Annotated in this window: 46 protein-coding genes; 3 read left to right on the top strand and 43 right to left on the bottom strand. The window is 70.1% G+C overall.

The window, feature by feature from the left end:
- The 9 genes from ABZ915_RS17645 to ABZ915_RS17605 form a co-directional block, all read right to left on the bottom strand.
- Positions 1-192, bottom strand: a complete 192-nt coding sequence (locus ABZ915_RS17645) for a hypothetical protein (protein ID WP_361803084.1) — start codon at positions 190-192, stop codon at positions 1-3.
- A gap of 5 nt (positions 193-197) precedes the next feature.
- Positions 198-383 (bottom strand): hypothetical protein, encoded by a 186-nt coding sequence (locus ABZ915_RS17640; RefSeq protein WP_361803081.1) that lies wholly within the window; start codon positions 381-383, stop codon positions 198-200.
- Positions 383-541 carry a hypothetical protein gene (locus ABZ915_RS17635; RefSeq protein WP_361803078.1) on the bottom strand — a complete coding sequence of 53 codons (159 nt, stop codon included), beginning with the start codon at positions 539-541 and terminating at the stop codon, positions 383-385. Before ABZ915_RS17635 ends, ABZ915_RS17640 begins: the two co-directional genes overlap by 1 nt.
- 28 nt (positions 542-569) lie before the next feature.
- A complete protein-coding gene (locus ABZ915_RS17630) occupies positions 570-914 on the bottom strand; it encodes a ParB/RepB/Spo0J family partition protein (RefSeq protein ID WP_361803075.1) in 345 nt (114 codons plus the stop codon).
- On the bottom strand, positions 914-1,114 hold the full coding sequence (locus ABZ915_RS17625; protein WP_361803072.1) for a hypothetical protein: 201 nt from the start codon (positions 1,112-1,114) through the stop codon (positions 914-916). The genes ABZ915_RS17630 and ABZ915_RS17625 overlap by 1 nt, the downstream gene beginning before the upstream one ends.
- Positions 1,115-1,163: 49 nt before the next feature.
- Positions 1,164-1,547, bottom strand: a complete 384-nt coding sequence (locus tag ABZ915_RS17620; protein WP_361803069.1) for a hypothetical protein — start codon at positions 1,545-1,547, stop codon at positions 1,164-1,166.
- Positions 1,548-1,792: 245 nt separating this feature from the next.
- The gene (locus ABZ915_RS17615; RefSeq protein WP_361803066.1) at positions 1,793-2,011 is read right to left on the bottom strand and encodes a hypothetical protein; all 219 of its coding nucleotides are present in this window, start codon (positions 2,009-2,011) and stop codon (positions 1,793-1,795) included.
- Complete coding sequence (locus ABZ915_RS17610; RefSeq protein WP_361803859.1) at positions 2,008-2,205, bottom strand: hypothetical protein; 198 nt, start codon at positions 2,203-2,205, stop codon at positions 2,008-2,010. Before ABZ915_RS17610 ends, ABZ915_RS17615 begins: the two co-directional genes overlap by 4 nt.
- A gap of 41 nt (positions 2,206-2,246) precedes the next feature.
- Positions 2,247-2,699: a hypothetical protein gene (locus ABZ915_RS17605; RefSeq protein WP_361803064.1), complete on the bottom strand. Its 453-nt coding sequence runs from the start codon at positions 2,697-2,699 to the stop codon at positions 2,247-2,249.
- Positions 2,700-3,338: 639 nt separating this feature from the next.
- Here ABZ915_RS17605 and ABZ915_RS17600 point away from each other — a divergent pair.
- From ABZ915_RS17600 to ABZ915_RS17590, 3 genes are read left to right on the top strand one after another with little or no spacing between them, the layout of a single operon-like run.
- The gene (locus ABZ915_RS17600; protein WP_361803061.1) at positions 3,339-3,965 is read left to right on the top strand and encodes an NUDIX domain-containing protein; all 627 of its coding nucleotides are present in this window, start codon (positions 3,339-3,341) and stop codon (positions 3,963-3,965) included.
- Complete coding sequence (locus ABZ915_RS17595) at positions 3,962-4,369, top strand: NUDIX hydrolase (RefSeq protein ID WP_361803058.1); 408 nt, start codon at positions 3,962-3,964, stop codon at positions 4,367-4,369. Before ABZ915_RS17600 ends, ABZ915_RS17595 begins: the two co-directional genes overlap by 4 nt.
- A gap of 7 nt (positions 4,370-4,376) precedes the next feature.
- Positions 4,377-4,535, top strand: a complete 159-nt coding sequence (locus ABZ915_RS17590; protein WP_361803055.1) for a hypothetical protein — start codon at positions 4,377-4,379, stop codon at positions 4,533-4,535.
- 46 nt (positions 4,536-4,581) lie between these two features.
- On the opposite strand, the gene ABZ915_RS17585 is transcribed toward ABZ915_RS17590, so the two are convergent.
- The 34 genes from ABZ915_RS17585 to ABZ915_RS17420 form a co-directional block, all read right to left on the bottom strand.
- Positions 4,582-4,773 (bottom strand): hypothetical protein, encoded by a 192-nt coding sequence (locus ABZ915_RS17585; RefSeq protein ID WP_361803052.1) that lies wholly within the window; start codon positions 4,771-4,773, stop codon positions 4,582-4,584.
- A complete protein-coding gene (locus ABZ915_RS17580) occupies positions 4,770-5,378 on the bottom strand; it encodes a hypothetical protein (RefSeq protein ID WP_361803049.1) in 609 nt (202 codons plus the stop codon). The genes ABZ915_RS17585 and ABZ915_RS17580 overlap by 4 nt, the downstream gene beginning before the upstream one ends.
- Before the next feature lie 31 nt (positions 5,379-5,409).
- A complete protein-coding gene (locus ABZ915_RS17575) occupies positions 5,410-5,634 on the bottom strand; it encodes a helix-turn-helix transcriptional regulator (protein ID WP_361803046.1) in 225 nt (74 codons plus the stop codon).
- A gap of 43 nt (positions 5,635-5,677) precedes the next feature.
- Positions 5,678-5,947: a helix-turn-helix transcriptional regulator gene (locus ABZ915_RS17570; protein ID WP_361803043.1), complete on the bottom strand. Its 270-nt coding sequence runs from the start codon at positions 5,945-5,947 to the stop codon at positions 5,678-5,680.
- Positions 5,944-6,123, bottom strand: coding sequence for a hypothetical protein (locus tag ABZ915_RS17565; RefSeq protein ID WP_361803040.1), 180 nt, complete (start codon positions 6,121-6,123; stop codon positions 5,944-5,946). Before ABZ915_RS17565 ends, ABZ915_RS17570 begins: the two co-directional genes overlap by 4 nt.
- A complete protein-coding gene (locus ABZ915_RS17560; protein WP_361803037.1) occupies positions 6,120-6,302 on the bottom strand; it encodes a hypothetical protein in 183 nt (60 codons plus the stop codon). Before ABZ915_RS17560 ends, ABZ915_RS17565 begins: the two co-directional genes overlap by 4 nt.
- Positions 6,299-6,526 carry a hypothetical protein gene (locus ABZ915_RS17555; RefSeq protein WP_361803034.1) on the bottom strand — a complete coding sequence of 76 codons (228 nt, stop codon included), beginning with the start codon at positions 6,524-6,526 and terminating at the stop codon, positions 6,299-6,301. Before ABZ915_RS17555 ends, ABZ915_RS17560 begins: the two co-directional genes overlap by 4 nt.
- Positions 6,527-6,697: 171 nt before the next feature.
- Positions 6,698-7,678, bottom strand: a complete 981-nt coding sequence (locus ABZ915_RS17550; RefSeq protein WP_361803031.1) for a hypothetical protein — start codon at positions 7,676-7,678, stop codon at positions 6,698-6,700.
- 89 nt (positions 7,679-7,767) lie between these two features.
- Positions 7,768-8,406, bottom strand: coding sequence for a hypothetical protein (locus tag ABZ915_RS17545; RefSeq protein WP_361803028.1), 639 nt, complete (start codon positions 8,404-8,406; stop codon positions 7,768-7,770).
- A gap of 42 nt (positions 8,407-8,448) precedes the next feature.
- The gene (locus ABZ915_RS17540; RefSeq protein ID WP_361803025.1) at positions 8,449-8,652 is read right to left on the bottom strand and encodes a hypothetical protein; all 204 of its coding nucleotides are present in this window, start codon (positions 8,650-8,652) and stop codon (positions 8,449-8,451) included.
- 34 nt (positions 8,653-8,686) lie between these two features.
- A complete protein-coding gene (locus ABZ915_RS17535) occupies positions 8,687-9,019 on the bottom strand; it encodes a hypothetical protein (RefSeq protein WP_361803022.1) in 333 nt (110 codons plus the stop codon).
- Positions 9,020-9,049: 30 nt separating this feature from the next.
- A complete protein-coding gene (locus tag ABZ915_RS17530; RefSeq protein ID WP_361803019.1) occupies positions 9,050-9,325 on the bottom strand; it encodes a helix-turn-helix domain-containing protein in 276 nt (91 codons plus the stop codon).
- Positions 9,322-9,729, bottom strand: a complete 408-nt coding sequence (locus ABZ915_RS17525) for a hypothetical protein (protein ID WP_361803016.1) — start codon at positions 9,727-9,729, stop codon at positions 9,322-9,324. Before ABZ915_RS17525 ends, ABZ915_RS17530 begins: the two co-directional genes overlap by 4 nt.
- Positions 9,726-10,343, bottom strand: coding sequence for a hypothetical protein (locus ABZ915_RS17520; RefSeq protein WP_361803013.1), 618 nt, complete (start codon positions 10,341-10,343; stop codon positions 9,726-9,728). The genes ABZ915_RS17525 and ABZ915_RS17520 overlap by 4 nt, the downstream gene beginning before the upstream one ends.
- A complete protein-coding gene (locus ABZ915_RS17515) occupies positions 10,340-11,296 on the bottom strand; it encodes a hypothetical protein (protein WP_361803010.1) in 957 nt (318 codons plus the stop codon). The genes ABZ915_RS17520 and ABZ915_RS17515 overlap by 4 nt, the downstream gene beginning before the upstream one ends.
- A 36-nt stretch (positions 11,297-11,332) precedes the next feature.
- On the bottom strand, positions 11,333-12,424 hold the full coding sequence (locus tag ABZ915_RS17510) for a hypothetical protein (RefSeq protein ID WP_361803007.1): 1,092 nt from the start codon (positions 12,422-12,424) through the stop codon (positions 11,333-11,335).
- A gap of 86 nt (positions 12,425-12,510) precedes the next feature.
- The gene (locus ABZ915_RS17505; RefSeq protein WP_361803005.1) at positions 12,511-13,305 is read right to left on the bottom strand and encodes a hypothetical protein; all 795 of its coding nucleotides are present in this window, start codon (positions 13,303-13,305) and stop codon (positions 12,511-12,513) included.
- On the bottom strand, positions 13,302-14,699 hold the full coding sequence (locus tag ABZ915_RS17500) for a DNA cytosine methyltransferase (protein WP_361803002.1): 1,398 nt from the start codon (positions 14,697-14,699) through the stop codon (positions 13,302-13,304). The genes ABZ915_RS17505 and ABZ915_RS17500 overlap by 4 nt, the downstream gene beginning before the upstream one ends.
- Positions 14,699-15,670: a hypothetical protein gene (locus tag ABZ915_RS17495; protein ID WP_361802999.1), complete on the bottom strand. Its 972-nt coding sequence runs from the start codon at positions 15,668-15,670 to the stop codon at positions 14,699-14,701. The genes ABZ915_RS17500 and ABZ915_RS17495 overlap by 1 nt, the downstream gene beginning before the upstream one ends.
- Positions 15,667-15,813, bottom strand: a complete 147-nt coding sequence (locus ABZ915_RS17490; RefSeq protein ID WP_361802996.1) for a hypothetical protein — start codon at positions 15,811-15,813, stop codon at positions 15,667-15,669. Before ABZ915_RS17490 ends, ABZ915_RS17495 begins: the two co-directional genes overlap by 4 nt.
- Entirely contained in the window at positions 15,813-15,938 is a 126-nt protein-coding gene (locus ABZ915_RS17485; protein ID WP_361802993.1) for a hypothetical protein, read from the bottom strand. Before ABZ915_RS17485 ends, ABZ915_RS17490 begins: the two co-directional genes overlap by 1 nt.
- Positions 15,938-16,306 carry a hypothetical protein gene (locus ABZ915_RS17480; protein ID WP_361802990.1) on the bottom strand — a complete coding sequence of 123 codons (369 nt, stop codon included), beginning with the start codon at positions 16,304-16,306 and terminating at the stop codon, positions 15,938-15,940. The genes ABZ915_RS17485 and ABZ915_RS17480 overlap by 1 nt, the downstream gene beginning before the upstream one ends.
- On the bottom strand, positions 16,303-16,707 hold the full coding sequence (locus ABZ915_RS17475) for a DUF4326 domain-containing protein (RefSeq protein WP_361802987.1): 405 nt from the start codon (positions 16,705-16,707) through the stop codon (positions 16,303-16,305). Before ABZ915_RS17475 ends, ABZ915_RS17480 begins: the two co-directional genes overlap by 4 nt.
- A complete protein-coding gene (locus tag ABZ915_RS17470) occupies positions 16,704-17,042 on the bottom strand; it encodes a hypothetical protein (RefSeq protein WP_361802984.1) in 339 nt (112 codons plus the stop codon). Before ABZ915_RS17470 ends, ABZ915_RS17475 begins: the two co-directional genes overlap by 4 nt.
- 68 nt (positions 17,043-17,110) lie before the next feature.
- Positions 17,111-17,884 (bottom strand): ATP-binding protein, encoded by a 774-nt coding sequence (locus tag ABZ915_RS17465; RefSeq protein WP_361802981.1) that lies wholly within the window; start codon positions 17,882-17,884, stop codon positions 17,111-17,113.
- Positions 17,881-18,717: a PD-(D/E)XK nuclease-like domain-containing protein gene (locus tag ABZ915_RS17460; protein ID WP_361802978.1), complete on the bottom strand. Its 837-nt coding sequence runs from the start codon at positions 18,715-18,717 to the stop codon at positions 17,881-17,883. Before ABZ915_RS17460 ends, ABZ915_RS17465 begins: the two co-directional genes overlap by 4 nt.
- Positions 18,714-19,064: a hypothetical protein gene (locus ABZ915_RS17455; RefSeq protein WP_361802975.1), complete on the bottom strand. Its 351-nt coding sequence runs from the start codon at positions 19,062-19,064 to the stop codon at positions 18,714-18,716. The genes ABZ915_RS17460 and ABZ915_RS17455 overlap by 4 nt, the downstream gene beginning before the upstream one ends.
- Before the next feature lie 202 nt (positions 19,065-19,266).
- On the bottom strand, positions 19,267-19,503 hold the full coding sequence (locus ABZ915_RS17450; RefSeq protein ID WP_361802972.1) for a hypothetical protein: 237 nt from the start codon (positions 19,501-19,503) through the stop codon (positions 19,267-19,269).
- A complete protein-coding gene (locus tag ABZ915_RS17445) occupies positions 19,500-19,802 on the bottom strand; it encodes a hypothetical protein (protein ID WP_361802969.1) in 303 nt (100 codons plus the stop codon). The genes ABZ915_RS17450 and ABZ915_RS17445 overlap by 4 nt, the downstream gene beginning before the upstream one ends.
- Positions 19,802-19,996 (bottom strand): hypothetical protein, encoded by a 195-nt coding sequence (locus tag ABZ915_RS17440; RefSeq protein ID WP_361802967.1) that lies wholly within the window; start codon positions 19,994-19,996, stop codon positions 19,802-19,804. The genes ABZ915_RS17445 and ABZ915_RS17440 overlap by 1 nt, the downstream gene beginning before the upstream one ends.
- Positions 19,993-20,766, bottom strand: a complete 774-nt coding sequence (locus tag ABZ915_RS17435; protein ID WP_361802964.1) for a hypothetical protein — start codon at positions 20,764-20,766, stop codon at positions 19,993-19,995. Before ABZ915_RS17435 ends, ABZ915_RS17440 begins: the two co-directional genes overlap by 4 nt.
- Complete coding sequence (locus tag ABZ915_RS17430) at positions 20,759-20,944, bottom strand: hypothetical protein (RefSeq protein ID WP_361802961.1); 186 nt, start codon at positions 20,942-20,944, stop codon at positions 20,759-20,761. Before ABZ915_RS17430 ends, ABZ915_RS17435 begins: the two co-directional genes overlap by 8 nt.
- The gene (locus ABZ915_RS17425; protein ID WP_361802958.1) at positions 20,941-21,300 is read right to left on the bottom strand and encodes a hypothetical protein; all 360 of its coding nucleotides are present in this window, start codon (positions 21,298-21,300) and stop codon (positions 20,941-20,943) included. The genes ABZ915_RS17430 and ABZ915_RS17425 overlap by 4 nt, the downstream gene beginning before the upstream one ends.
- 80 nt (positions 21,301-21,380) lie before the next feature.
- Positions 21,381-21,668 (bottom strand): hypothetical protein, encoded by a 288-nt coding sequence (locus ABZ915_RS17420; RefSeq protein WP_361802956.1) that lies wholly within the window; start codon positions 21,666-21,668, stop codon positions 21,381-21,383.
- Between the last annotated feature and the right edge of the window lie 524 nt (positions 21,669-22,192).

The following is a 22,192-nucleotide window of genomic DNA, read 5'->3' as shown; positions in this document are numbered from 1 at the left end:
TCAGCTGGCGGTGACGCGTGCGCGTCGGTACATGCGGGAGTCCTCGCCCTGACGGGGCGACGGCTCGGGAGTGAGCCCGTTGGTGTGGTTCTCGCCGGGGCTGGTCGGCTGCCAGGCCCGGGTCGGCTTGGGGCCGCGGCTGTCGCTGCTGCGGCCGGCGCCGCCCTCGACCTCGTTGCGCCACTCGGCCACGGCGATCACCTCGTGTCCGCGACGAAGCCGCTGCCGCGGCGCCGGATCGTGAACCCGAGACCCTGCACCTGGGCGGCGACGGCACCGGGCGCGATCTGCTCCGCCTCGTTCAACAGGGCGGAGATCTGCCGGCCGATCTCCTGAGAGCGGGCCGTCTTGGCGCGCAATTCGTCGGCGCTTCCGGTGTGCATCACTGGCCACGCCCCTCGTGCTTGCGGGCCGCGGCCGTCGCCGCAGCGTTGCTGCCGTAGCTGCCGCCCTGACGGCCACAGGTGCACTTGAAGGTGTACGAGTAGCGGCCGTTACCCCGGCCGGTGCTGGAGACGTAGGCGCGGTGACCTTCGGTCATGACGGGTCCTTTCGAGGGATGGGGCGGGTCACAGCCCGAGGAAGTGGTAGGGGAACGGCTCGGAAGCGATGCGAACGGCCGACCACGTGATCCAGTACCAGCGGAAGGGGAATCGCTCGACGCCCAGCTCGGTGAGGGCGATGGCCCGGTGGTGCCCGTCGCCGATGTACACGTCCGGGTACCGGTCCGAGACGCCCAGCAAGATCGGAACCTTCAGGCCGCTCAACGCGATCGACTTCTTCAGCTCGTCGACCTTCAGGCGGTCCCTGCCTCGGGCGAACTTGCCGCGGCAGTGCTCCCACTTGTGGAAGTCCCGCGCCCGGATCTGCGAGTCGGTGAAGAGCGCCGTCGGCAACTCGCCTTGGTACCTCATCAGGCGACGTCGCCGAGGCCGGAGGCGATCAGCTCGTCAGTCAGCGCGGCGCCCGGGTTGGCCTCGTCGTAGCGGGCGGCCTCGGCGAGCACGGCCAGCTCGGTGAACTCATCGCTGGCGGCCACATAACGGCGGATCAGGTCGGTGCGATAGGCCGCGTCCGACGACGGGGCGGAGGTGATCAGGGTGAGCGTGGGCATGACGGTGTTCCTCACTGGTCAGATGGGGCTGGGGCGGGGTGGGGGCGGGTCAGACCATGTCGCGGTACTCGTCGACCATGTCCGTCACGAAGTTCAAGAGCTTCCGGGCGCGGTCGATGAGGACGGCCTGCGCGTCGCCGGTGAGGCTGGCGGCGTCGTTCAGGTAGGTCGCCGCCGTCTCCAGGTCCTCGGCACCGTTGATGCCGGCGTCCTCAAGTCGGCTGCCCGCGGTGCCGAGCTGGGAGATGAACGCCTCCGCGGTGGCGGCGGGCGTCTCCTCGGTGACGAAGGCGAGGTCGTCGGCGTACCAGGAGATGAGGGTGGCCACGTCGGGGTGGCAGTGGCCGTCGCATCCATCGCCGTCGTGGATGGTGCAGGTGTAGCGGTGCACGCGCTCGCTGTCCTGCTGGGCGGTCGGGGTGGAAGAAGGCATGACTGATCTCCTCGGTTGGTCATTCCGGGATGGGATGGGGGTGCCGCTGGCGGTATGGGCGTGGGTGGCACCGCCAGCGGCGGTCAGGAGGGGCCCTACTTGGGCAGGGGCTTGGAGGCTCGGCCGTTGGCTTCGGCGACCTTGCGCTTCAGCTCGGCGCGCTTCTCGTCGGTCACGACGTCACCCCTGCGGGTGCGGGCGAGTCCGGACGGACAGCGGCTCCTTCGCGCGCTCGTGCTCGGCCATCACCGCTCACCGCCCTTGGCCGCGGCCTCCTCGTCGCGCATCTTGCGGCGCAGGTAGTCGGCGTGCCACGCCACGTCACCCTCTTCCAGGGCGCCCTTCAACGTGGTGCACACCCACCCGGCCCGGTTGACGAGCCGCCGCTGGTAGCCGTCGACGCTGTACGGCAGCGTCAACGCCTCCAGCACGGCCTGCAGCAGCTCACGCTCGTCGCCGGTCACGACGCCACCTCGACGATGACGAGGAAGCTGTCGCTGTCGAGGTCCATGACGACCCGGGCCGGGATGCCGTTGCGGCGCTGCTCGGCGGCGTAGCCCTCCGCCGGCCACACGCCCCGCGGGGCACCGGCCGGGAACCGCTCCAGGATCCGGCGCTGCGGTTTGGCCGGCTCGACGGTGCGGCGGTAGGTCGCCAGGTCGCGGGCCGCCTGCTCGGCAGGCGAGTACGTAACGGCGGTCATGCCGCACCTCGCATGTCCGCGATGAGCTCGCGCACGGCCGCCAGGCGGACGATCGGGTCCTGGCCCTGCGGGACGACGACCAGCCGCTGCTTCTCGTGGTGGACCATCGCGAAGGCGACGAACCGCGAGCGGAGCTTCGGGTCGAGGGTGGTGGTGTCCCACTCCTCCATCTGCACGCCGTGCTCGGCGAGGAGCGCGTGCAGGGTCTCGCGGGCCTCGTGCTCGTCGGCGAGGCGCTCGAACTCGACCAGGCGCTCGCGGGCCGCGGCCACCATCTCGCGGAGGCGGGCCGGCGACACGTCGCTGAGGTCGTGGAGCTGCGGGTCGGTCGAGGTGACGAGGGACGGGATGCCGGTGTCGGCGTCCGTCATCACCTCGGCCTCGAGGGTCAGGCTCACCGCCCGCTCAGCGGGCAGTACGGCGGTAAGGCTAGACTTTCGCTCAGCCATGAGGGGAACCCTTCAGTGATTCCTCGTGGTAGGGCCGGCCTGAGAGGTAGGAGTCTCGGTGTCCGGCCCGATCTTCTTTTGTGCAGCGCCCGCGGACTGGGTCCGGTAGGAGTGGGCGCAGCTAGTAGGCCGCGAAGCCGGGGGCTTTGCGTCTACTTTGTTGCAGGACCACCATGGCACGGAGATGCCCCAAGCCGCAAGAACTGGCGCAACAAAGTAGACGCGGAATCTGGCCGATCGACGCGCCCGCGTGAGAACATGCAGCACATGGCAGCGAAGACCCCGACACCCGATACCGCCCAAAAGGCAGCCGCGCTCCGCAAGGTCGACAGGGCCGCCGCTGCGCACGAGAAGACACGCAAGCGTCTCGAGGAAGCCGTGGCCGAAGCTCGCGGCCTCGGCTGCTCCCTGACAGTCGTGGCCGAGCATGCTCGGTACAGCAGGGAGTGGGTACGGAAGGCGACCTCCCGAGTTAACGAAGAGTGGGGATCCACGCTCGGTGGGGACGACGGAATGGGCCATGCCCCTGAGTGAACCCCGTATGCCGCACCGTGACCACGCGCGCTTAGTGCAGCGCCGATGCAGCAGGAGTGCAGCCGTAGTGCAGAACGCCCGAGACGATCAGGCAAGGGGCGCAAAGTGGACGTCGTGACGTGGACCGGCCGCACCGCATGCGCCTTGCAGCAGGCCCTCCGAATGACGAATGACGCCTTCGCCGATCACCTCGGCGTAGGCGTTCGCACGGTGGCCAGCTGGCATTCGTCGCCGGACATCGTGCCGCGGGCTGAAATCCAGTCCGCCCTGGATACCGCCTACGAGAGGTCGACCCCATCGGTGCAGCGCCGCTTCAGTCTCCTGACCCGCCCCAAGCCGAACGCCGTCGAGGCACAGGCCCTGCGTGTCGCCATCGCGATTGTCACCCGCGACGACGAGGTACTCCTCGTCTGCCGCCGCGGATCGGACTCGCTGTCCTGGCAGTTCCCGGCCGGCGTGGTGAAACCAGGCGCCTCCCCCGCGGTTGTAGCGGTCGAGGAGACACACGCCGAGACCGGCATCCGGTGCAGCGTCCGTGAGCAACTCGGCTCCCGCATCCACCCGGTGACCGGCGTGGTCGCCGAGTACCTGAGCTGCGAGTACCTGCTGGGCGAGGCCGCGAACAAGGATCCGATCGAGAACGCCGAGGTGGCCTGGGTGCCGCGCGCGCAGTTGACCCGCTTCATCCCCGAGCAGTCCATCTATCCGCCGATCCTGGAGGCGCTCGCATGACCGACACCACCGACCAGCCCGCGCTCTCCATGGCGGTCATTGTCAACGACGGCAAGCTGCTGATGATCCGCAGGAGCGAGCGCGAGGGCGACCTACTCTGGGCGCTGCCCGGCGGAGGCATTGAGGCCGGCGAGACGCCCGAAGAGGCCGCGGTCCGCGAGGCGCTCGAGGAGACCGGCCTCAAGGTCGAGGCGATCACGGTGATCGGGCAGCGCATCCACCCCAAGACCGGCCGGGACATGAGCTACACGGCCTGCCGCGTCATCGATGGCGAGGCGCACGTCGCCGACGCCGACGAGTTGGACGCCATCGAATGGATCACGCTCGACGAGATCCCAGGGAAGGTGCCCTACGGCCTGTACGGGCCGGTGCAGGCGTACCTCGAGAGCACCCTGAGTCGTTAGGTGGATCATGACGGATGAGCCGATGCCGGGCCCCGCGGACACGGAGATGCGGTGGGCAACGCTGCCGGACGGGACGCGGATGCTGATCTCTACCAAGCGGGGCCTGCCGCAGGAAGAGGTGGATCTGATCGCGGCGAAGCTGTGGCAGGAGATGCCCGAGGAGTAGCCCGGACATGCGTGAAGGGCCCCGGCCGGTTGGCCGGGGCCCTTCGTCACGCGGTGATCCACTCCCAGTTTTTGGGTTCGATGCTTTCGTCGTTGTCGGCGGTGTCGAGCCAGTCGTCGAAGTGGTGCTGGCAGAGCGCGGTGGTGCCGCCGTGGTGGTGGGTGAGGCGGGCGACGGCCGGCGGGCACTCGGGGCGGGTGCCGTTGATGCTGATGCCGTCGTACAGCTGGCAGTTCACGCCGCTGCCCTCCGGGTGGGGACGAGATTGAGCATGGCCCGGTGGTCGTACTGCTGCTGGCAGCGGGTGCAGCGGATGCCGTCCATGTCGAGGGAGACGCGGAGGATGTTGCCGCAGCCTTCGCAGGCGACGGGGACCTTGGTGGGTTTCTTCTCCCCGGTGATGATCCGTTCGGCCTGGCCGCGTATGGCCGCCAGTTCGTGGGCAATTTCCTTGACAGCCTCGTGTTCGTCGCAGATGACCTTGAGGTTGGCGAGGAGGATACGACACGACCAGTCGACGATGGCCTGCACGGACTGGTAGGCGGGGATGTCCCACCCCTCCTGCTCGCACAAGATCCGAGCCCAGCCGCCGACGACGCCTTCGATGCCGCCGCGGGCCCGCAAGTCGAGGGCGTCGCCGCCGGGGAGTCCGCGGCCGGGGGTGCCGGAGACCGCCGGCCCGTCGCCACGCCGGGCCGGCAGGAGCGCGTCGCCGAGGTCGCGGTACAGCTGCGGGAGTTCGCGCAGCGCGTCGGCCATGCGCTCCCGGCAGCCGCGGTGGACGCGTTCGCGGGCGGGCTTGTCGCAGACGGCGCAGGGGATCGTGTCGTCGTCGAAGGTCACGGCGGTGCTCCTTGCGTGGTGCGGGCGGGGCTCAGGGGCGGGGCTGCGTGTCGTGCTGCAGGCCGATGACGAGGCGCATTCCGGTGAGGGCGAGGATGCGTTCGGCCCACGGAATGGTGAGGACGGCCCGGCCGGTGAGCATCTGGTTGAGGTGCTTGTTGGAGAGGCCAAGACGCCGGGCGGCTTCCGCTTGGCTGATGTCGTGGGTGAGAAGCGCGGCGGCTACCTGGACGCGCAGGTCCGCCTCCGCGCTCACCGCTCGCCGCCCTTCTCGAGCGGCCAGCGCCGGTCGTGGTCGCTCATGCGGCGTTGTCCTTCCGTGCACGGGGTGGGAGGAGTTCGATCTCGTGCGGGTGGATGAGTCCGCGGACGAGGCAGATGGCGATGGCGTGGGCGCGGTCACGGGCGCCGAGCTGCTCGTATGCGAGGCGCATGTGGGATTTGACGGAGTCTTCGGCGATCCACAGCGTCTTGGCGATCTCGGCGTTGGTGTGGCCGTTCGCGGCGAGCTTCAGCACCTCGAGGCGGCGGGCGGTGACCAGCGACCGGTCGGCGGGGAGGCCTCTCACGGCTGCCTCCCCTGCCGGGGCACCTGTCCACGGCCGTTCAACACCCCGTCGGCGCGGGCGAGGAGGAGCAGGGCGCGACGGATGACGTTGCCGGCGCGTTCCCCGCGGCGGGCGTAGGCAGTGAGGATCGCGGCGGAGCCGTCGTCGGGCTGCCAGCGGATCGGGGGGCGGGTCATAGGTAGCTCCCAACGGTCGTCACAGTGGTCATGCGGTGGATCTCCCAGGCGGTCAGGCCCTGCCCGCGGAGGTCGCGCCAACGGGGGTCGTGGGGGTCGTAGAGGGCTGCGAGGGTGTGGTCGGCGAGGTCGCTCCAGGTGGGGTCGCAGACGTCGAGGGCGAGCTGCTCGCCGGTCACGACTCCCCCTCGGTGCTGGGCGGTTCGAGGCCGAGCTGGATGGCGGCGAGGGCGACGGCTTCCCGGATCGACAGGCCTTCCTCGGATGCGGCTCGGAGGGCGAGGGCTCGGGTGTGGAGGTCGTCGGCGAGGGCGAGTTGTTCGGGAGTGAGGGCGCCGCGTCCGGTGCGCCTGTGGGGCTTGGCGGGGCGGCTGGGTTCCCATTGGGGTTCGGTGTCGGGCATTTGGGCCTCTTCCGGGGGGCTGTGTTGGCGTGTGGCGGCCGTTCGGGGTGGAGTTGGGGTGAGCGTCGTAGGTGGGGGGTCGAAGCCGTCAGGGAGTTAACGGGCGAGTAACTTCACGGGAGGCCCGTCGTGGGGTCGCGCACGGGCACGACCCACACGGCAGGCGACGACTCAGATGGCGAACGGCTCGTCTCCGGGGCAGTGCCACAACCCCTTGCCGGGGTACGGCTCCCAGTCGTGCGGCGGGTGGACTTTCCCGGCCATCGCCTGGTCGCAGCGGGCAATGGCTCCCTGCTGTCGCGCCTCGTCCGCCGTGTGCTGCTCGTCAGCCACCAGCCCCCGCAGCACTTCTGCCACCATGCGCGGGCTAACGAGGCGGCTGCTGGGCCATCCATCGGGGCCCTGCTCGTGCACGCGCATCTCGGCGAACTGGTTGCCGAGCTCGGTGAACCGCTTCGTAAGCACAGCTTCCAGCGCCTCCGGCAGATCGGCGGCCGGGGCTGCGGACTGCTGCCTGACGATCTGTGCCAGTCGCCTGATCTCCTCGAAGGCAGCCAGGGGTTCCATGCAGTCGCCGCAGTCGCAGTCGGCGATGAGGCAGGCGTCCTCGAAGTGCTGCCGTACCGGGTGCCCGCAGATGCAGTGCGCCTCGGTGTCTGTCGCGTGCTGCCCGCCAGCCAGCCGACGCAACTCGGCGGCGGCGTCCATCACTCCGCCGTTCCAGGCGTCGCGGAACGTGTCATACCCGTAGTCGTTGCTGTCCGTGTCGTAGTCCATGCGGCCCAGCTCGTCGGCGGCCTGACGGAACACTGCCGCCCGTTCTGCACGCTCGGACAGCGCGGCCAGCACGGCGGCCACGATCTCGTCCAACTCGCCAGTGATCTCGGTGGGGCCCTGCTTGCTGCTCAGCGAGATCGTCGGTGCGGTGGACATGGCGTAGCGAATGCGGTCGCGGAGGGCGGCCCGGTCGGCGGGCGGCTGCGCGGCGTCACGCACGATAGCGATCACCTCGCGGGCGTGGGCCAGGTAGTCCGCGCGGAACGAGGCGCTGCCGTGGTCCCAGTGGTCCTCGGTGGTGAGCCAGTCCTTCGCGGCAAGGTGACGGGCGACGCGCTCCTCGACGGACATCGGCTTCGGGTCGGGCTGGTTCATCGGGGCTCCAGGGGTGTGGTTGGCTTGGGGCTGGCGGCGTCCGCCCCTGTTTGCGTCAGGGACGGGCGCCGTTGTCGTGTGGTGCCGGCTCACCCGGCGGCGGGGGCGGTGGCGATCGGAAGGTCGGGGCGCAGGCCGCGCAGGTCTTCGTCGATCACGACACGGTTCACGCTGCGGATCGCGGTGAAGCGGGCACCGCAGCCACCGCCGGGCTTGGGGTCGTAGCCGGAGACGTTGGCGTGGGTGAGTGCGCTGGGGAGGGTGGGCTGCCCGCAGCCGCCGCAGGTGGATGACGTCGTGTCAACGAGGAGCGTTGCGGTCTGCTCGGGCGCTGCTGCGCCTGCCACGTCGACCAGCTGCTCCTCGGCGTTGCGCACGTGTGGCGGGTCGCAGTCCTGTGCGCCCGCGAGACGGGCCGTCGGGCACGGGTACGGCATCAGCCCGTCCCGGCCCTCCGCGAGGGCGTCAGCGTCGATGCAGAGCGGGCAGGGGCCCATCGGAGAGTCCTTGTGCAGATGCCGGATCTCCTCCATGGCGGCGCGGAGGCGGTGGACTTCGGCGAGCAGCGCGCGGACGTCCTTCTCCAGCATTTCCTCCACCCGTTCCAGGGCGGCCTGTCCGGGCTGGGGCGAGTAGCGGTCGATCCACTGGGTGAGGTCGGCATGGCGGGCCTGGGCACGCTCGGCGATCTTGTTGAGGTCAAGCTGCTGGTCGGTGATCGGGTTCATGGGTGCTCCTTGTCTGGTGTCCGGTGTGCTGGCCAGCGCAGGTCAGGCGGTCGGCTGGGCTGCGGCGGCGAGGCGACGGAGCGCCGTGATCAGTTCCTCGATGCGGTCGACCGGGACGTGGACGGGCTCGGTCGCCGTGTAGAAGCTGATCGCTGCTGAGCCGTTGGCCGGGGTGGCGGGGATGCCGATGTGGAGGAGGTCGCCGTCTGCGTCGACGAACTGGTAGGGCTCGGTCGGGCTGGTCATGTGTGCTCCTTGGCGGTGGTGGGGCGGGCGGCGGTCAGACAGCGGGGCGGGTGTCGAGGTCGTGCAGCCAGGCCTGGATCACGGCGGCGCACTGGATCAGCTCGGTGCGGAGGGCGGCCGGGTCGGACTCGGCGAGGGCCTCGTAGACCTCCTCCAGGAGGATCAAGTCCCAGGCCGTCATGCCGTCGGCGGCGGCCAGCTGGCAGTTGCGGCGGGCGGCGACGGCCCGCTTGGCGTAGAAGGTGCTGCCGGTGTTGTCGGGGTGGTGCTGCTCGCCCCACTTGGCGAGCTGCGCCTGCCGTTCGGCGTCGATCTCCTCGGCGAACTGGCGGACGCCGGGGGTGGTGAAGATCGTGGGGTAGGACATGGGTTCTCCTTCGGGTGGTTGGTGGTTGGGTCAGGCGGCTTCGCGGAGTGCGGCGAGGAGCCGTTCCCGATTGGCTTGCTGCTGGGCGGGGCTGAGGGGCATGCGACCGTCGGCGGGCTTCCAATCGCGGACGCGGCCGGTGGGTACGGCTTCCGCGTAAAGCCGGCCGAGCCTGTCGGCGGGCGGGTAGCGGAGGGCCTCGCGGGCACGGGCGACGGTGCGCGGGTCGCAGCGGAGACGGTGGGCGATCGAGGTGTTCGTGTGGCCCTCGCGGATGAGGGCGGCGATGTCGGCGCGGACTTTCATGCGGCGGTCTTCTCGGCTTCCTGGTAGCGGGCGGCGTGGACGGTGGTTTGCGGCAGCGGGGTGCCGTCGATGTGGCAGCGCTCCCCCGGCGTGGCCTGGCAGGTGGGGCAGCAGGCGACGGTCTGCGCCCAGACGGCGAGCCGCTGCGCGTGCGACTCAGGAAGCGTCTTGTCGCGGGTTCGGAGGTGGCAGCGCTGGTCGGGGCCAGCACCGCAGTGCGGGCAGGTGACGCCGCCGATGTCGCGGCGCCTGCCACTGGGCCAGTCCTTGACGACGATCTCTCCGAAGCGGGCCTTGCCTTCGCTGATCTGCTGGCGGAGCTGGGCACGGAAGCTGCCATTGCGGCGGGTTTCCCGGGTGGCGGCGATGTCGCTGGGCTCGGGCTTCCAGTCGGCGGCGGTCACGATGCGGCCTCCTCGTCCTGGACGCGGGCGAGGTGTCGGGCGGAGGCTGCCTTCCGACGCTCGGTCTCGGCCTGCTCGTCCGTGGCCGTGCCGCCGTTCTGGCGGGCAGCGTGTGCGGCGCGTTCCTTGCCGCCCGGTGTCCGGCACGGCCGGCCTATGGCCGCACCGCAGTTCGGGCATTCGATGCCGAGCGGGCCGGGCCGCTTCACCGCAGCCACCTCGCCGGGCACCTCTCGACCGACGCTTTCGAGGAGTGCGGCGATCGGTCGCTTCTTCATCTCCAGGCCGTCGGCGGCTCGGGTGCGGAGCCCACGGAGGGCGGAGAGGTAGGCCTGCACGTCGTCCGGATCGGCATCCGGGATCTCGGCAGACAGGCCGGGCCCCTGGAAGCCATCGGCTCGCGCGTCGCGGATCTTGCGGATCTCGTCGATGATCTCGGCGGGGCTGACGAACGGCTGCTTGCGAGCCACGGCGGCAGCCGCGGCGCGGGCGTCGGCGAGGGCGAAGTCGGCGAGGACGTCGTGCCAGGCGTCGGGGGTGTACTCGTCGAACTTCTGGCCGGGGCACAGGGCCCGCACGTAGCGGGCGAGCACCACAACTTCGTCGGGGGTCATTGATCCTCCTGCATGCGGGACTTGGCGCGCTGCATGGCGCGGTCGAAGAGGTCGTTGGTTTCTTGCTGCTGACGGGAGGCGGGTCCGACCTGCCCGACGGCTGCGGGGAGGTAGGCGATGCCGTCCTGTTGTTCGGGGGCTTCGAGGGAGCGCCAGCCCTGGACCCAGGCGGAGGCTCCGGCGGGCTGGCCTTTGAGGCGGGCGGAGTTGACGGCGTAGGCGACCATCGCGGGGACGCCGACGCGGTCGATGGCTTGCCGGGTGTACTCCCAGCTGGACTCGCGGAGGTCCCAGGCGACTCCGGTGAGGCCGGCGGTTGCGATGCCGCGCTTCAGGTCTGCGAGGGGGTCGGGGAGGCCGGCCGATCGCTGCTCGCTTGCAGCACCAGTACTTCCGTAGGAAGTACTGGGGTATGGAGTGGCACCGGCATGGATACCCGTGACGGAAGCGTCACGCCGTGACTCACTGCTCTGACCTGCGGTAGCGTCTGAACTCTGCGATTTTTCCGAAGCACTTTCACTTTTTTTCGAGGACGAATCGAAGGTAAAGTCCCTCGTTTTCTCGGCGTTTTCTCCGCCGTTCTGGGCTCCGCGGGCTCCCTCGCGGTGCTTCGCCTGGCGGTCCCGGGCCTTCTTTTTCTCGGCCTCGTGGCGGGCTCGCGAGGTGTTGCGGCCGTCCTCGAGGAAGTCGTGGAACGCGTAGTCGCCGGGGGTCGGGTTCGGGCAGCCGGCGGGGCAGGCGTGGTCATGCTCGTGCCAGAGGCCGGCCTTGACGAGCTTGGCCGCTTGGGGCTTGGTGCCGTACAACTCGGCGACGACGCCGGGCACGATGCCGTCGGTGAGGTGCTGTGCGGCGTAGGCGCCGCAGCGCAGCCACAGACCGAGCGCAGCGTTCCCAGCCTTGATCAGCTTCGGGTGGGAGTGTGCCTTGTCGTCGATCCTGAACCAGGGCATCGGGACTTCTTTCCGAGGTGCGGAGGCGGTAGGTGGTCAGCTGCCGAGCTGGGCTTCGGCGCAGGTCTTGTGCGAGGGGCGGCCGTGGTCGTCGCGGAGGTTCGTGAGGCCGCCGCAGTAGCGGCAGGGCATCTCGAGCGGCGACCAGTGCGAGCCCTCGCGCCAGTTGAGGCAGGGGCCGCTGATGACCTCGATGCGTGGCCTCGCACGGCAGGTGGGGTCGCGGTCGGAGGAGCCGCTGGCTGGCTTCTGCGGCTTGGGGCCTTCCGGCCGGGTGGAGCGGCCGATCGTGTCCTCGTACCGCTCGAGCTCGACGGCTGTCGTCCAGAAGTGGAAGGTGATGCGGAACTCCTTCACCCCCGCCTGGACGACCTCGCCTGCTGCGACGCCGCGGACGAAGTCGTCGTAGGAGATCTGCCGCACCGAGGAGACGGGGTGCCACTTGTCGCACTTGCCGGTCTTCTTCGTCAGGCAGGGGCGGGCGCGGCGCTCGTCGCACTTCTCCATCTGCAGGTAGCGGTAGCCACCGCGGATGTTGAGGTGCTTTCCGTCCCGGATGGCGCGGGGCGGCAGGTTGCCGTCGGTGCGGGTCCAGGCGACCTCGTTGCGGTTGAACATCACCGCGTCGTCGGTGTGCCAGGCTGCGAGGATCCCGTGGTCGAACGACGTCTTGTTCCGGCGGCGGATCGCGCCCTCGGGTTCGAAAGAGCGCTGGATCTCGAAGCCGGTCGGCAGGTCAGTGGCGCCGTAGACAAGAACGTCGCTGCGGACCTTGCCGTCCTTGGTGCGCACCTCGGCTTCGGCGCGGTGGCCGGCTTCGGTGGCGACCCGGACGGTGCGCTCCTTGTATGCCTGGTGCTCAGGGCTTTCGTTGGAGACGTGCCGCCGTTCGGCCGTCTTCGCCTCGTGAGCTGCGACGCGTTGGCCCTGCCGCTCGTAGACGTACATCCACTCGACGTAGCCCTGCTTGCGGCAGACGTCGCCGCACTGCAACTGGCGCCGGGAGAGCGGGGTGCGCTTGTCGGCGAGCAGGAGGGCCCACAGGTCGGGGAGTTCGGGCCGACCGAGGTCGGGCTTACGGATGTCGAGCTCGCCGAGCTCGGTGTGCCAGAGCTTGTTGTTGACCACGGTCGGCTCCTCTCTTCCCTGGCTGTTGCGGATGGGATGCTGGTGTGCTGCTGGTCAGGGCCGGTCGCGCGCCCGGCGGCAGGCGGTCACGCGGCGAGGGCCTGTCCGGCCGCAGCGTGCGCTTCGCGGCAGGGCCGGCAGACGGGGACTTTGATCCGGTAGTGGATGGCACGGCCCTTGGGGGTACCGCAGTGCCCGGTCCAGTCCGGGTACGCGTTCGGGTCGTCGATCACGTCGTCGTCCCAGGCGCCAATGGGCGCCCAGCCGCGGGCCACCGCAATCTGCCGGGCAGCGGCTGCCCGAGAGGCCGGCACGCCTGCCCCGACGGGCTCGACACGCCATAGCTCGTCGTACAGAGCGCGCGTCGTCTTGAGCGTGCCTACTGCGACCAGGGTGCTGACGATGGTCTTGCCGAAGTTGGCGCGGTTCATCTGCATGCGCCGGGCCAGCTCGGACTGGGTCCAGCCTGCATAGACCAGGGCCTGAAGCCGGCGCCGGGTCCCCGTGCCGTCAATCGATGTCCGGTCTCCCAGGTTGTCGAGGGTCGGCTCGACCGCCAGCAGCTTCAGCGCTGTTTCGGGCCGCACCCGCTTGGATGGGGCGAGTCCGCGAGGCCGGTCCCCGTACAGCAGCTTCGACACGCCGCCGGTGGACACGCCGGCCAGCTTGGCGGCGCGGATCCAGCCGATGCCGAACTCTCCGAGCGCGCGAACGTGCTGACGGACGGGTCCGGCGTCGACGAAGGGCTGCCAGCGTCCGTAGGCGATGGCCCGGTACCGGTTGTTCTCGTAGTCGCGGGCGGCTTGGGTGCAGACCGGGCAGCGGCAGTGTTCCAAGTGGTATTTGGCGTTGCCGTGCGAACGGCCAGCGGAGGCGGTCACGCGGCGGCCCCTGCGGTGCGGTTGAGGGCGTGCCAGACGCGGCTGCCAACCCACTGGGCGACGTTGCAGCTGACGGCGTTTCCGGCCTGCATGGTCTGCTCGGGGCGGGTTCCGTGGACGACGTAGTCGCGCGGGAACCGCTGGGCGTACAGCTGCTCGCGCGGCTGGACCATCCGGTAGTGGCAGTCCTCGAGCTCCGGGGCGGGCCGCAGGAGTCCGGCGGAGTCCTTCGTCGCCACGGTGTGCAGCGGCTCGGCAGTCGTCTTGGTGGCCGCGTTGCGGTAGGGGATGACGAGGCCGTGGTGGTTGCCGCGGGCCGACAGTGTGGACAGCGGGTGCGCGACCGGGTCGGCTCCTCCGTTGCGCCGGTATCGGACGATGAATGCCGACTGAGCCGCGGCAGGCGGGGTAAGTACCGCGTCGCCGATCTTCACGGTGCGAGCGGGAAGCGGACGCAGGTCCGCGGGGAACGCGCGCCCGTCGTGGCCGCCGTGGTTGACGGTGAGGACCATGGCCTTCTCGCTGCCGAGCTGGTCGAGGCCTGCCTGGATCCGCTTGATGGTGTTCGCTGCGAGGGGGCGCAGCTTGTGGTCGGCGCGCTCGCCGATCTTCACGCCGAGGTTGGTCCAGTCGATGATCGAGGCGGCGGGCCGGATGTACGGCTCGACGATCGCGTGACGGCACTTGGTGTTGGGGCACCGGTAGTCGTACTGCTGCTTGTACTTGCCGATGCGGCGGCCGTTGCGCCACGACTGCATGGCGGGGACGTCGTGGCCGCACTCCGGGCACCAGGCGAGCGGGGTCGGCTTCAGGTCCGGCAGGGGGATGTCCTTGCGGGTGAAGACGATGTAGATGCGGTCCCGCCACTGCGGGGCGGGGTCGTTGTCGTCGCCGCCGATGTGGGCGGAGGACGCGGACACGATCTGGCTGTTGTAGCCGAGCATCTCCATGCCCTTGCGCCACCAGTCGAACAGCTCCCAGTCGACGGCGAACTCGACGACGTTCTCGCACAGGACAGCCTTGTAGCGGTGGACTTCGGTGGCGCGGATGACGTCGTAGGCGGTGGCCCTGGTCCGCTCCCAGGCGGCGGCGGGGACGCTGCCGAACTCCTCGAGTTCGAGGGCGATCTGGCCGCGGGTGCGGCGGCGTCCGCCAGCGGGGCTGATCTCGGTGCAGATCGGGGAGGCCCACAGGATGTCGGTCTTGGGTAGGCGCCGCATGTCGTAGTTGTTGATGTCGGCGCACAGGTGGTCTGCGTCGCGGTGGTTCGCGGCGTGGGTCTCAATGGCGCGGGCCCAGTGGTTCGCGGCCAGCTTCAGCTCGTATCCGGCGGCGACGAGCCCGGTGCTGGATCCGCCGGCACCGCAGAAGATGTCGGTGAAGGTGAGGCTCATCAGGCGGCTGCTTTCTCGGTTTCGGGGTGGCGGATGAGGGCTTGCTGGAGGTGTTGGCGGGTGACGCCGAGCCGTTCGGCGGCCTGCTCGACGGTGACGCTCAGGCGCATCAGCTCGCGGGCGTCTGCGGCGAGGTCGGCCTCGCGGGAGGTGGCCACAGCGCGGGCCCGGAACAACTCGCGGTTGCGGTCCTGCGGCGTCAGGTGGGCATGGTCGGCAAGCCACTGCTCGTGGGCGGCCTCGCAGCGGGCGCACATGGGCAGCTGCTGGTTGCGGTGCACCCAGTAGCCGCGGTCGGTGCCGCAGTAGCCGGTCCACTCGGATACGGCTGCCGGGTCGTCGATGTCGTCCCAAGCTCCAGGCGGGGCCCAGCCGTTGGCGATGGCGTGCTTCTTAGCCCGGGTGGCGCTCCGCCCGGCGGGGGCTGGGGTGCCGGCGAGCTCGATGTAGACGGCGCGGATCTTCGTTGCGACAACCCCGCGGACGGCGGGCTGGCCGTTGCAGATCCGCTCGATCACGGAATCCCCCGTGCCAGCCGCCGTGGCGAGGGCGTTGGCGGACCAGCCGATAGCGCGGAGGGCCTGGATGCGGCGGCGGGTACCGGTGGCGTCCAGGTACGTGCCCCACGTCGGGGCTTCCGGCTTGAGGCTCAGGATGCGATCGAGGGTGTCGCGGCGGATCTGGGTACGGGTGCCGTCGATGATCTGGCGGAGGTTGCAGTCGTCGCAGCCGGTGGCTGCTTTGATCTGCATCAGGCTCATGGTGCGCTGCAGCTGCTGCAGGCGTTCCCGGGCGGGTCGGGCGTCGATGAGACCCGGCCGGCCGCGTTCGCGGCTGACCCGGTACCGCTTCTTGGCGGTGAGGAGGGTGGCCCGGCACGTGTCGCAGGGGCAGGGCTTGCGGTAGCCGGGGCTTCCGTTGGCGCGGGCGTAGCTTCCGTGTGGCGGCAGGGGCTTGGCGGCGGTGGTCACGGCTGCGGCTTCTCCTTCCGGGGCTGGTGGAAGTCGTCGAGTACGGCGCGGGATCCGGGGTGGTCGACGTACTGCTGGAGGCGTCGGATGCCGCGGCGGGGGCGGCGGGCTTTGGTGCGGAACCAGAGGGCGAGGCGGTTCATCACCGCCTCCCGAGGACGGCGCGGACGGCCAGGTCGATGGCGGCGCACGCTCCCCCGCCGATGGCTCCGGCGGTGACGACGAGGAGGGCGAGGAACCAGGGCGGCATCTCGATCACGCGGGCCATCACGCGGCGGCCTTCCGGTAGGCGGCGGTGCCGATCCACTGCCGGCAGAGGCTGCGGTGCACGGTCGACCGGGCGGAAGCAACGACCCCTGCGTGCTCGATGACCCCGGCCCGGGCGGCGATCCCGAACTGGGGTCCCCACATAGCCGGGCGATCGGGCTCGTCGACGAGGCCCTCGCGGATGAGGTCGGCGGCCTGGAAGGGGAGGCCGCGGCGGGCCATCTCGCGTATGCCGTTCTGGCAGGCGGTCGCCCAGTCGATCGGCGTGGCCGCCTCAGCGCGGGCCATCCCGTCGGCCTTCGCCGCCTCGCCGGCTGCGGCGGACACCGTGCCCTGTACCGGCTCCATGGGGATCTGCAGCTGGGTCATGACACGGACTCCTCGTTGGCGATGGCCAGCAGCAGGTCGGCGTGGCAGGGCTGGTCGGCGGGGCACCAGCACATGAGGTCGCGGCCAGCGAGTTCGGCGCGCGCCGCCTGTGCCAGGTCGGGGCGCTGGTCGAGCCAGCGCCGGTACATGGCGACGGCCTGCTCGCGGGTGGCGTCCTGGACGAGGTGCCAGGTGACGGTCTTGTCGGGGTGGACGAAGGCGTGGCTCTGGCCGGAGGCCTTGCCGAGGCGGCCTTCGCGCTCCCACGCGGAGCCGTCGAGGGCGGGCATACGGACCTGGGTGCAGGGATTGCCCCAGCGGCTGCCGCGGCCGACGTAGACGACGCCTTCGGGCTTGCGCCAGCCCTTGATGCGGCGGCGCTGGATGCGGACGGGACTCATCGCGCCGCCTCCTCGAAGACGGCCTCGACCAACGCGTTGTTGGCGTCGGCGGCGGCGTTGTAGCAGTCCATGCAGAGGAACGTGACCGGGTGCTCGACGCCGGGCTCGTCCCACGGCTGGGCGGGCGGCTGCCAGCGGAACAGCCGCTTCTGCCGGGTGCAGTCGGGGCACTGGCCGTCGCGTGAGCTGCCGACGATCAGGGCCTCTTCCTGCTGGAGCAGTTCGGCCTGGTGCTCGTTGTAGGTGATGCCGCAGCCGACGCAGGGGCCGGGCCGGAAGATCGAGCCGTGCGGCGGCTGGCAGGGGAAACTGTGCTTGCAGAGCGAGACCTTCATGACGTGGTTTCCTTGTCGGGTGATGGGGCCGCCCGCACTGCCCGCGGGCGGCCTCCGCTGTTTGCTGGCTACTGCTCGGTGGGCTCGGGCTTGCTGTTCAGCCAGGCGAGGAGCGGGGCGGCGATGTCGCGGGCGCCGACGGGCCGCTTGATGACCTTGCGGTGGAGGTCAGGGCAGCGGGACTTGAGGACTTCGAGGGTGTTCTCCAGGTCCATCGCGACGGCGACGTCGAACTCGTACTCGATGCCCTTCCGCTGCTCGGGACGCATCCCGACCCGCTCGGGCTTGCCACCGTTCAGCACCCACTCGGTGTAGGAGCGCATCGAGCAGACGACGTGGCCGGGGTAGGCGAGGATCGCGGCGACCATGTCGTTCTGGATGGGGGTGCCGTCTTTCCAGCCGGCGAACTTGTTGCCGCCGTACCGGCTGCTGGCCTTCTCGACCTGGTCGAGGGTTCCGTCGGTGCCCTTCCAGAAGTGGGAGAGGCTGTCGACGAACACGGTGGGGTAGCCGGCCTGGGCGGCGGAGTCGAGGATGCGGACGAGGTCGCGCGGGTCGTAGCGGTCGATGGAGACTGCGTCGAACTGGATGCCGCCGATCCCGGCGTAGAGGCTGGCGGCGCCGCTCTCGGTGTCGATGACCGCGAACTTGCGGCCTTCGGACAGACCCTGGGCGATGCTGAGCCCGGTCCAGGTCTTGCCGGAACCGGACATGCCTTGGATGGACAGGCGCGCCTTGCGGCCGGCCTTGCTGGCGGGCCGGAACGCGAACTGGTCGGAGGCTGCGTCCTGCTGCTGGGGGGCGGGGCGGCCGGTGCGGACGGGCGGGGGAAGCTGGGTCACGAGGTCTCCTCGGCGTACTTGCGCTCCACCCACTTGGGGAGCGAGAGGTAGGTGACGCCTTCGCTGTAGGCGGGCCAGTAGCCGGTCTCCCGGCACATGGCGTAGGTGTAGAAGGCGCGGTCGTTGAGCTCGCCGCCGATGACGCGGGCGGGGAAGTCGAGTTCGACGACGGTCACCAGGTAGGGCGGCTGCTTCTCCTGGCAGATGAACTTGAACGAGCCGTTCGGCGGGATGAGCCCGAGGTGGATGGCACCGCGCCGGTAGAAGTCGTCTTGCTGGTGGTAGCCGTACTCGTTGACGGCTTTCTGCAGGTGGTCCGGGTGAACGGACCGGGCCGACTTGTAGTCGACGATCTCGTCGGGGCGGAGCCAGTCGATGCGGCTGCGGAGCCAGATGCCGCCCTCTTCCCAGAACATCGACTGCTCGGCGAGGCCACTGCCCGGGGTGAGCAGGTCGGAGGCTTCAGCGTGATTGGCGAGCACCTCGGCCATGTCGTCGATGCGCTGCCGGGCCTCCGGCTTGAGCGGCACGCCGCCGGCCGCCCGTATGGCGGCGACCCGAGCCTTGGTCTCGTTGGTGTCCCAGCGGGCCTCGTCGACGACGACGAGCTCCGGGCCATTGCCGAGGATCACGGTGTGGGCGGCGGTGCCGAACTCGAACTCGGGCTTGTAGGGCTCGGGGTGGTCGAGGAAGTACTTGAAGCGGGCGGGGCAGTCGGTGATGCGGCGGGCGCCGGTCGACGACAGGCTGCCGCCGGGGATCGGATCGGCGTGGTAGAGCTCGGCGGGGATGTCGTACAGGCCGGGCTCGACCTCGACCGGCGCCCCGCTCACGCGACGCCGTCCAGCGGCATCGGGCGGGCGCAGGGCTCGCACAGCTGCTCGTCGGTGAACGGGCCGTCCTCGCCCTGGCAGCGGGTGCAGCGGAGGGGCGCCGCCTTGATGCCGGCCGCCTCCTTCAGGCGGGTGATGCCGTCCCGGTAGGTGCAGGCGAGGACCATCGCGTCGACCAGCTCGGGGTAGACGACGCGGAGGCGGGCGGTGTGCACGACGTCTGCCGCGGCGACGGCCTCCATGAGGCGCTGCGTGAAGCTGCCGGGCTGGTAGCCGCCCTCGGCGCCGTAGTGCCACAGGACGTGGCGTGCGGTCTCGGCGGAGATGGTGGGACTCGTGAGGCTCATGAGGTCTCCAGATGGGTGTGCGAGGTGATGGCCGCCGCCCCGGGCAGGGGGGTTGCCGCGGGGCGGCGGCCTGGGTGGCGGCGCGGAGCGGGGGACTCGACGCACCGCCGGATTCGGTTGTCAGTAGCGGCCGACGTAGTAGGAAGGCCGCGTTGGTCTGTTCACCGGTCGCCCGTACCTGTCCGGCCGGGCGACCGGGAGTTCATGCGGCCGGGCCGGGTTCGGCCATCGGCGACTGGTGCAGCGGTACCGGGACGATGACCGAGTCGAGGTCGAGGTCGACGTGTCCCGCGGCGTGGCTGGCTCGGAAGTTGCGGCTCGTCTCGGTGGCTGCCTGGAGTTCGAAGTTGCGCCTCTGCTCGGCGACCAGTTGGGCCTCCAGGTAGGTGATCCGCTGCTGAAGGCGGCCGATCACGTCCTGCGGGTCGGAGGCGGTCACGAGGCCACCGCCTTTCCGGCGGCGCCGCGGAGTGCGGCCTGGATCTCGTCCTGCTGCCTCTCGGGCTTCCGCTCCCAGTCGCCGGGCCAGCCACCGAGGTGCGCGGCCAGCAGCTCCCAGGCGGCGAGGGTGGCGGCTTCGGCGTCCGGGGTGCCGCTGCCCGGCGTGTAGCCGGCGGCCCGGTCGATCGCTGTCAGCAGCGGGTTCAGGTACGGCTCCCACGGCTCCTCATCGAAGCCGTCAGCGGCGGCGTTCAGGACGTCGGCGACACGGGAGCGGGTCACGGACAAGGTCACCATCACGCCTCCTCGGGCGGGCACTTGCAGGTGTTGGGGTGGGTGCAGGCGAGGAGGTCGAAGACCCGCTCGTACCAGTCGGCCGGCTGCGGCACCTCGGTGTGCCCGGACGGCGGGTCGGCGAGCAGGGCCTGGAGACGGACGTCGTCCTGCACGACCGACAGCGGCACGTCCAGGCGGGACAGGTCGACGGTCATCGGGCCACCTCGGATCCCTCGGCCGTCTGGTCGGCGAGCTTCTCCAAGGTCTCGGCCGCGTCCTCAAGGGCGTCCGAGTAGCCGTCGCGGTAGGACTGCGAGTGTTCGGCACGCTCGTCCGCCGGGCGGATGTCCATCTCCTCGACTACCTTCGCCGCCTCGGAGAAGACGCTGGAGCGGAAGGCGCGCGGCTGAGCGAACGGGTCGTTTGCGTGCGGCATTGCCTGGTGGTACAGCCACTGGGCACCCAAGGCGTCGGCGCCCGGGTCGTCCGAGTCGAAGATGAAGGACGACAACGACCGGCCAGCCGCCGCCAACGCGCGCTCCAGCTCCCCGATCCGGGAGTGGGCGGCGACGAGCATCCCGCGCAGCTGCCTCACGTCCTGGGCGAGCTGGTCGACCGTGAGGCCCTTCGGGATCGGCGTGTTCCACGAGTAGGTGCAGCCGTCGACGACCGCGCGGTGGTTCCAGCCGTGGCCGTACCGCTCGGTGCAGCGGACGGTCGGGGAGTCGCCGATGGTGCTGACGAACTGGTCGTTGCAGAATCCGCCCGGCGGGGGGATCTCCAAGTCGTGCCACTCGCCGTGGTGCAGCTCCTCGGTGCGGTACACGCCCGAGCGCCGGTAGCGGAGACGGTTGCCGGTCTGCGGGTGCCAGGCCTCATGCCAGTTCTCGCGGTGAGAGCGCGGCAAGACGCACTGCACGGGCAGGTTCCAGTGGACGGAGATGCAGCGGGACTTGTCGGACAGGTCGGGGGTGATCTCAGGCATTGGAGGCGCCCCCGTTCTCGGTGTCGGTGGGGATGTGGGCGCCGCCGTCACGCCAGGCGTAGGCGGCCAGGGCGCCGACGGTGTACGGCTGGCGGACGATCGCCATCACGTCGTCGTCCCAGTCGCCGAGGAGGGCCTCCTCGATGTCGGCGATCAGCTCCGGGGGCAGGTCGGTCATCGGGCACCGCCCCTCGCCGTTGCGTCGATGGACCAGCCGGCCATTCCGGTGGGCCGGAAGTCCTCCGGAGCGTCGACGTCGCGCGGCATGTGGTCAGCGACGATCTGGTTCAGCCAGTCCGGCATCTCCGCGACCGGCGGCCACAGCTCGGCGGCGTTGCCGTACTCGACGGTGATGTCGACATGGGCGATGTCCCTGCGCAGGCCGTAGGTGATACGGAGGCCGACCGGCTTCCTCGTCCTGCCGATGATGTTCGTCAGTGCGGGAGCGTCTGTGAGGTCGATGCGGACCTCGTGGCGAATCTCGCGCACCGTGGCGATCACCGGCTGCGCAGTGGTCTGAGATGATGTAGGCATAGGTCTGCCCTTCTCTTCACGGATGGTGTGGGTGGATCTGGCCGTTCCCGTCTGCAGCGGGGGCGGCCTCTTTGCTGCCGTCAGGCGGCGGCGCGGGCCGGCTCGGGGGACCGGGAGTCGTAGATGACCTCGTCGTCCGGCGCCGGCCCGGTCTGGCTCAAGAGCCAGTTCTCGATGTCCGCGATGCGCCAGGCGGCCTTGCGCGCGCCGATCGTCACGGATCGCGGGCCGTGGCTGTGGCCGCTGCGCTTCTGCTCTTGACGGTCCTTGTAGAGCTGTTCGATGGAGCGACCCGTGAGCCGGGAGGCTTCGTCGGCCCAGACGTGTCCGGGCGGGGGCGGCTGGTTGAACGTGGGGGTCCGGGGCACTGATTCACTCCTTTTGAGTGGGGTCTGTAGTGGGGGTGACCTGTTTTGGTGTCGCTGGAGGCGCGAAAAGGACCAGGACGGCGACACCGCCGGCCTCCGCGATGGCGTGGGCGTCTTGCAGGTCTGCGGTCTTTTGGCGGCCGGTAAGCAAACCCCCTATGAGGGCGGGGCTGCATCCGGCCGCTTCGGCGAGACTTCGCACCGAGTAGGGGACGCCTCGGCCGGGGTGATCCATGACCCATCTGAGGATTTCTGGGTTGCGCAGGGCGTAGCGACGGCTCAATGGATCTCCAGTGGTACGGAGTGGCCTTGACTGGCTCCATGTAAGCACGGTGGAGTCACTCTGTCTACAGATTGGGTCGCCCGGGTGCTGAGTATCGGCAAAGATCATGGCGGGATAACATTGATCTGTAGACGATCCGTCTCCAAACCGGGATGGTTGTACGGACTGGCCTGCTATTTTTCCGGCATCCCGGCCCACCAACAGAGACAGTCGGTGACAGAGTGACGCGAGAGGACGAGGA

Source organism: Streptomyces sp. NPDC046915 (assembly GCF_040644935.1).
In the GTDB taxonomy this organism is placed as follows: domain Bacteria; phylum Actinomycetota; class Actinomycetes; order Streptomycetales; family Streptomycetaceae; genus Streptomyces.
The sequence above is the reverse complement of the archived record's forward strand: the minus strand, read 5'-3'. Positions and strand labels throughout refer to the sequence as shown.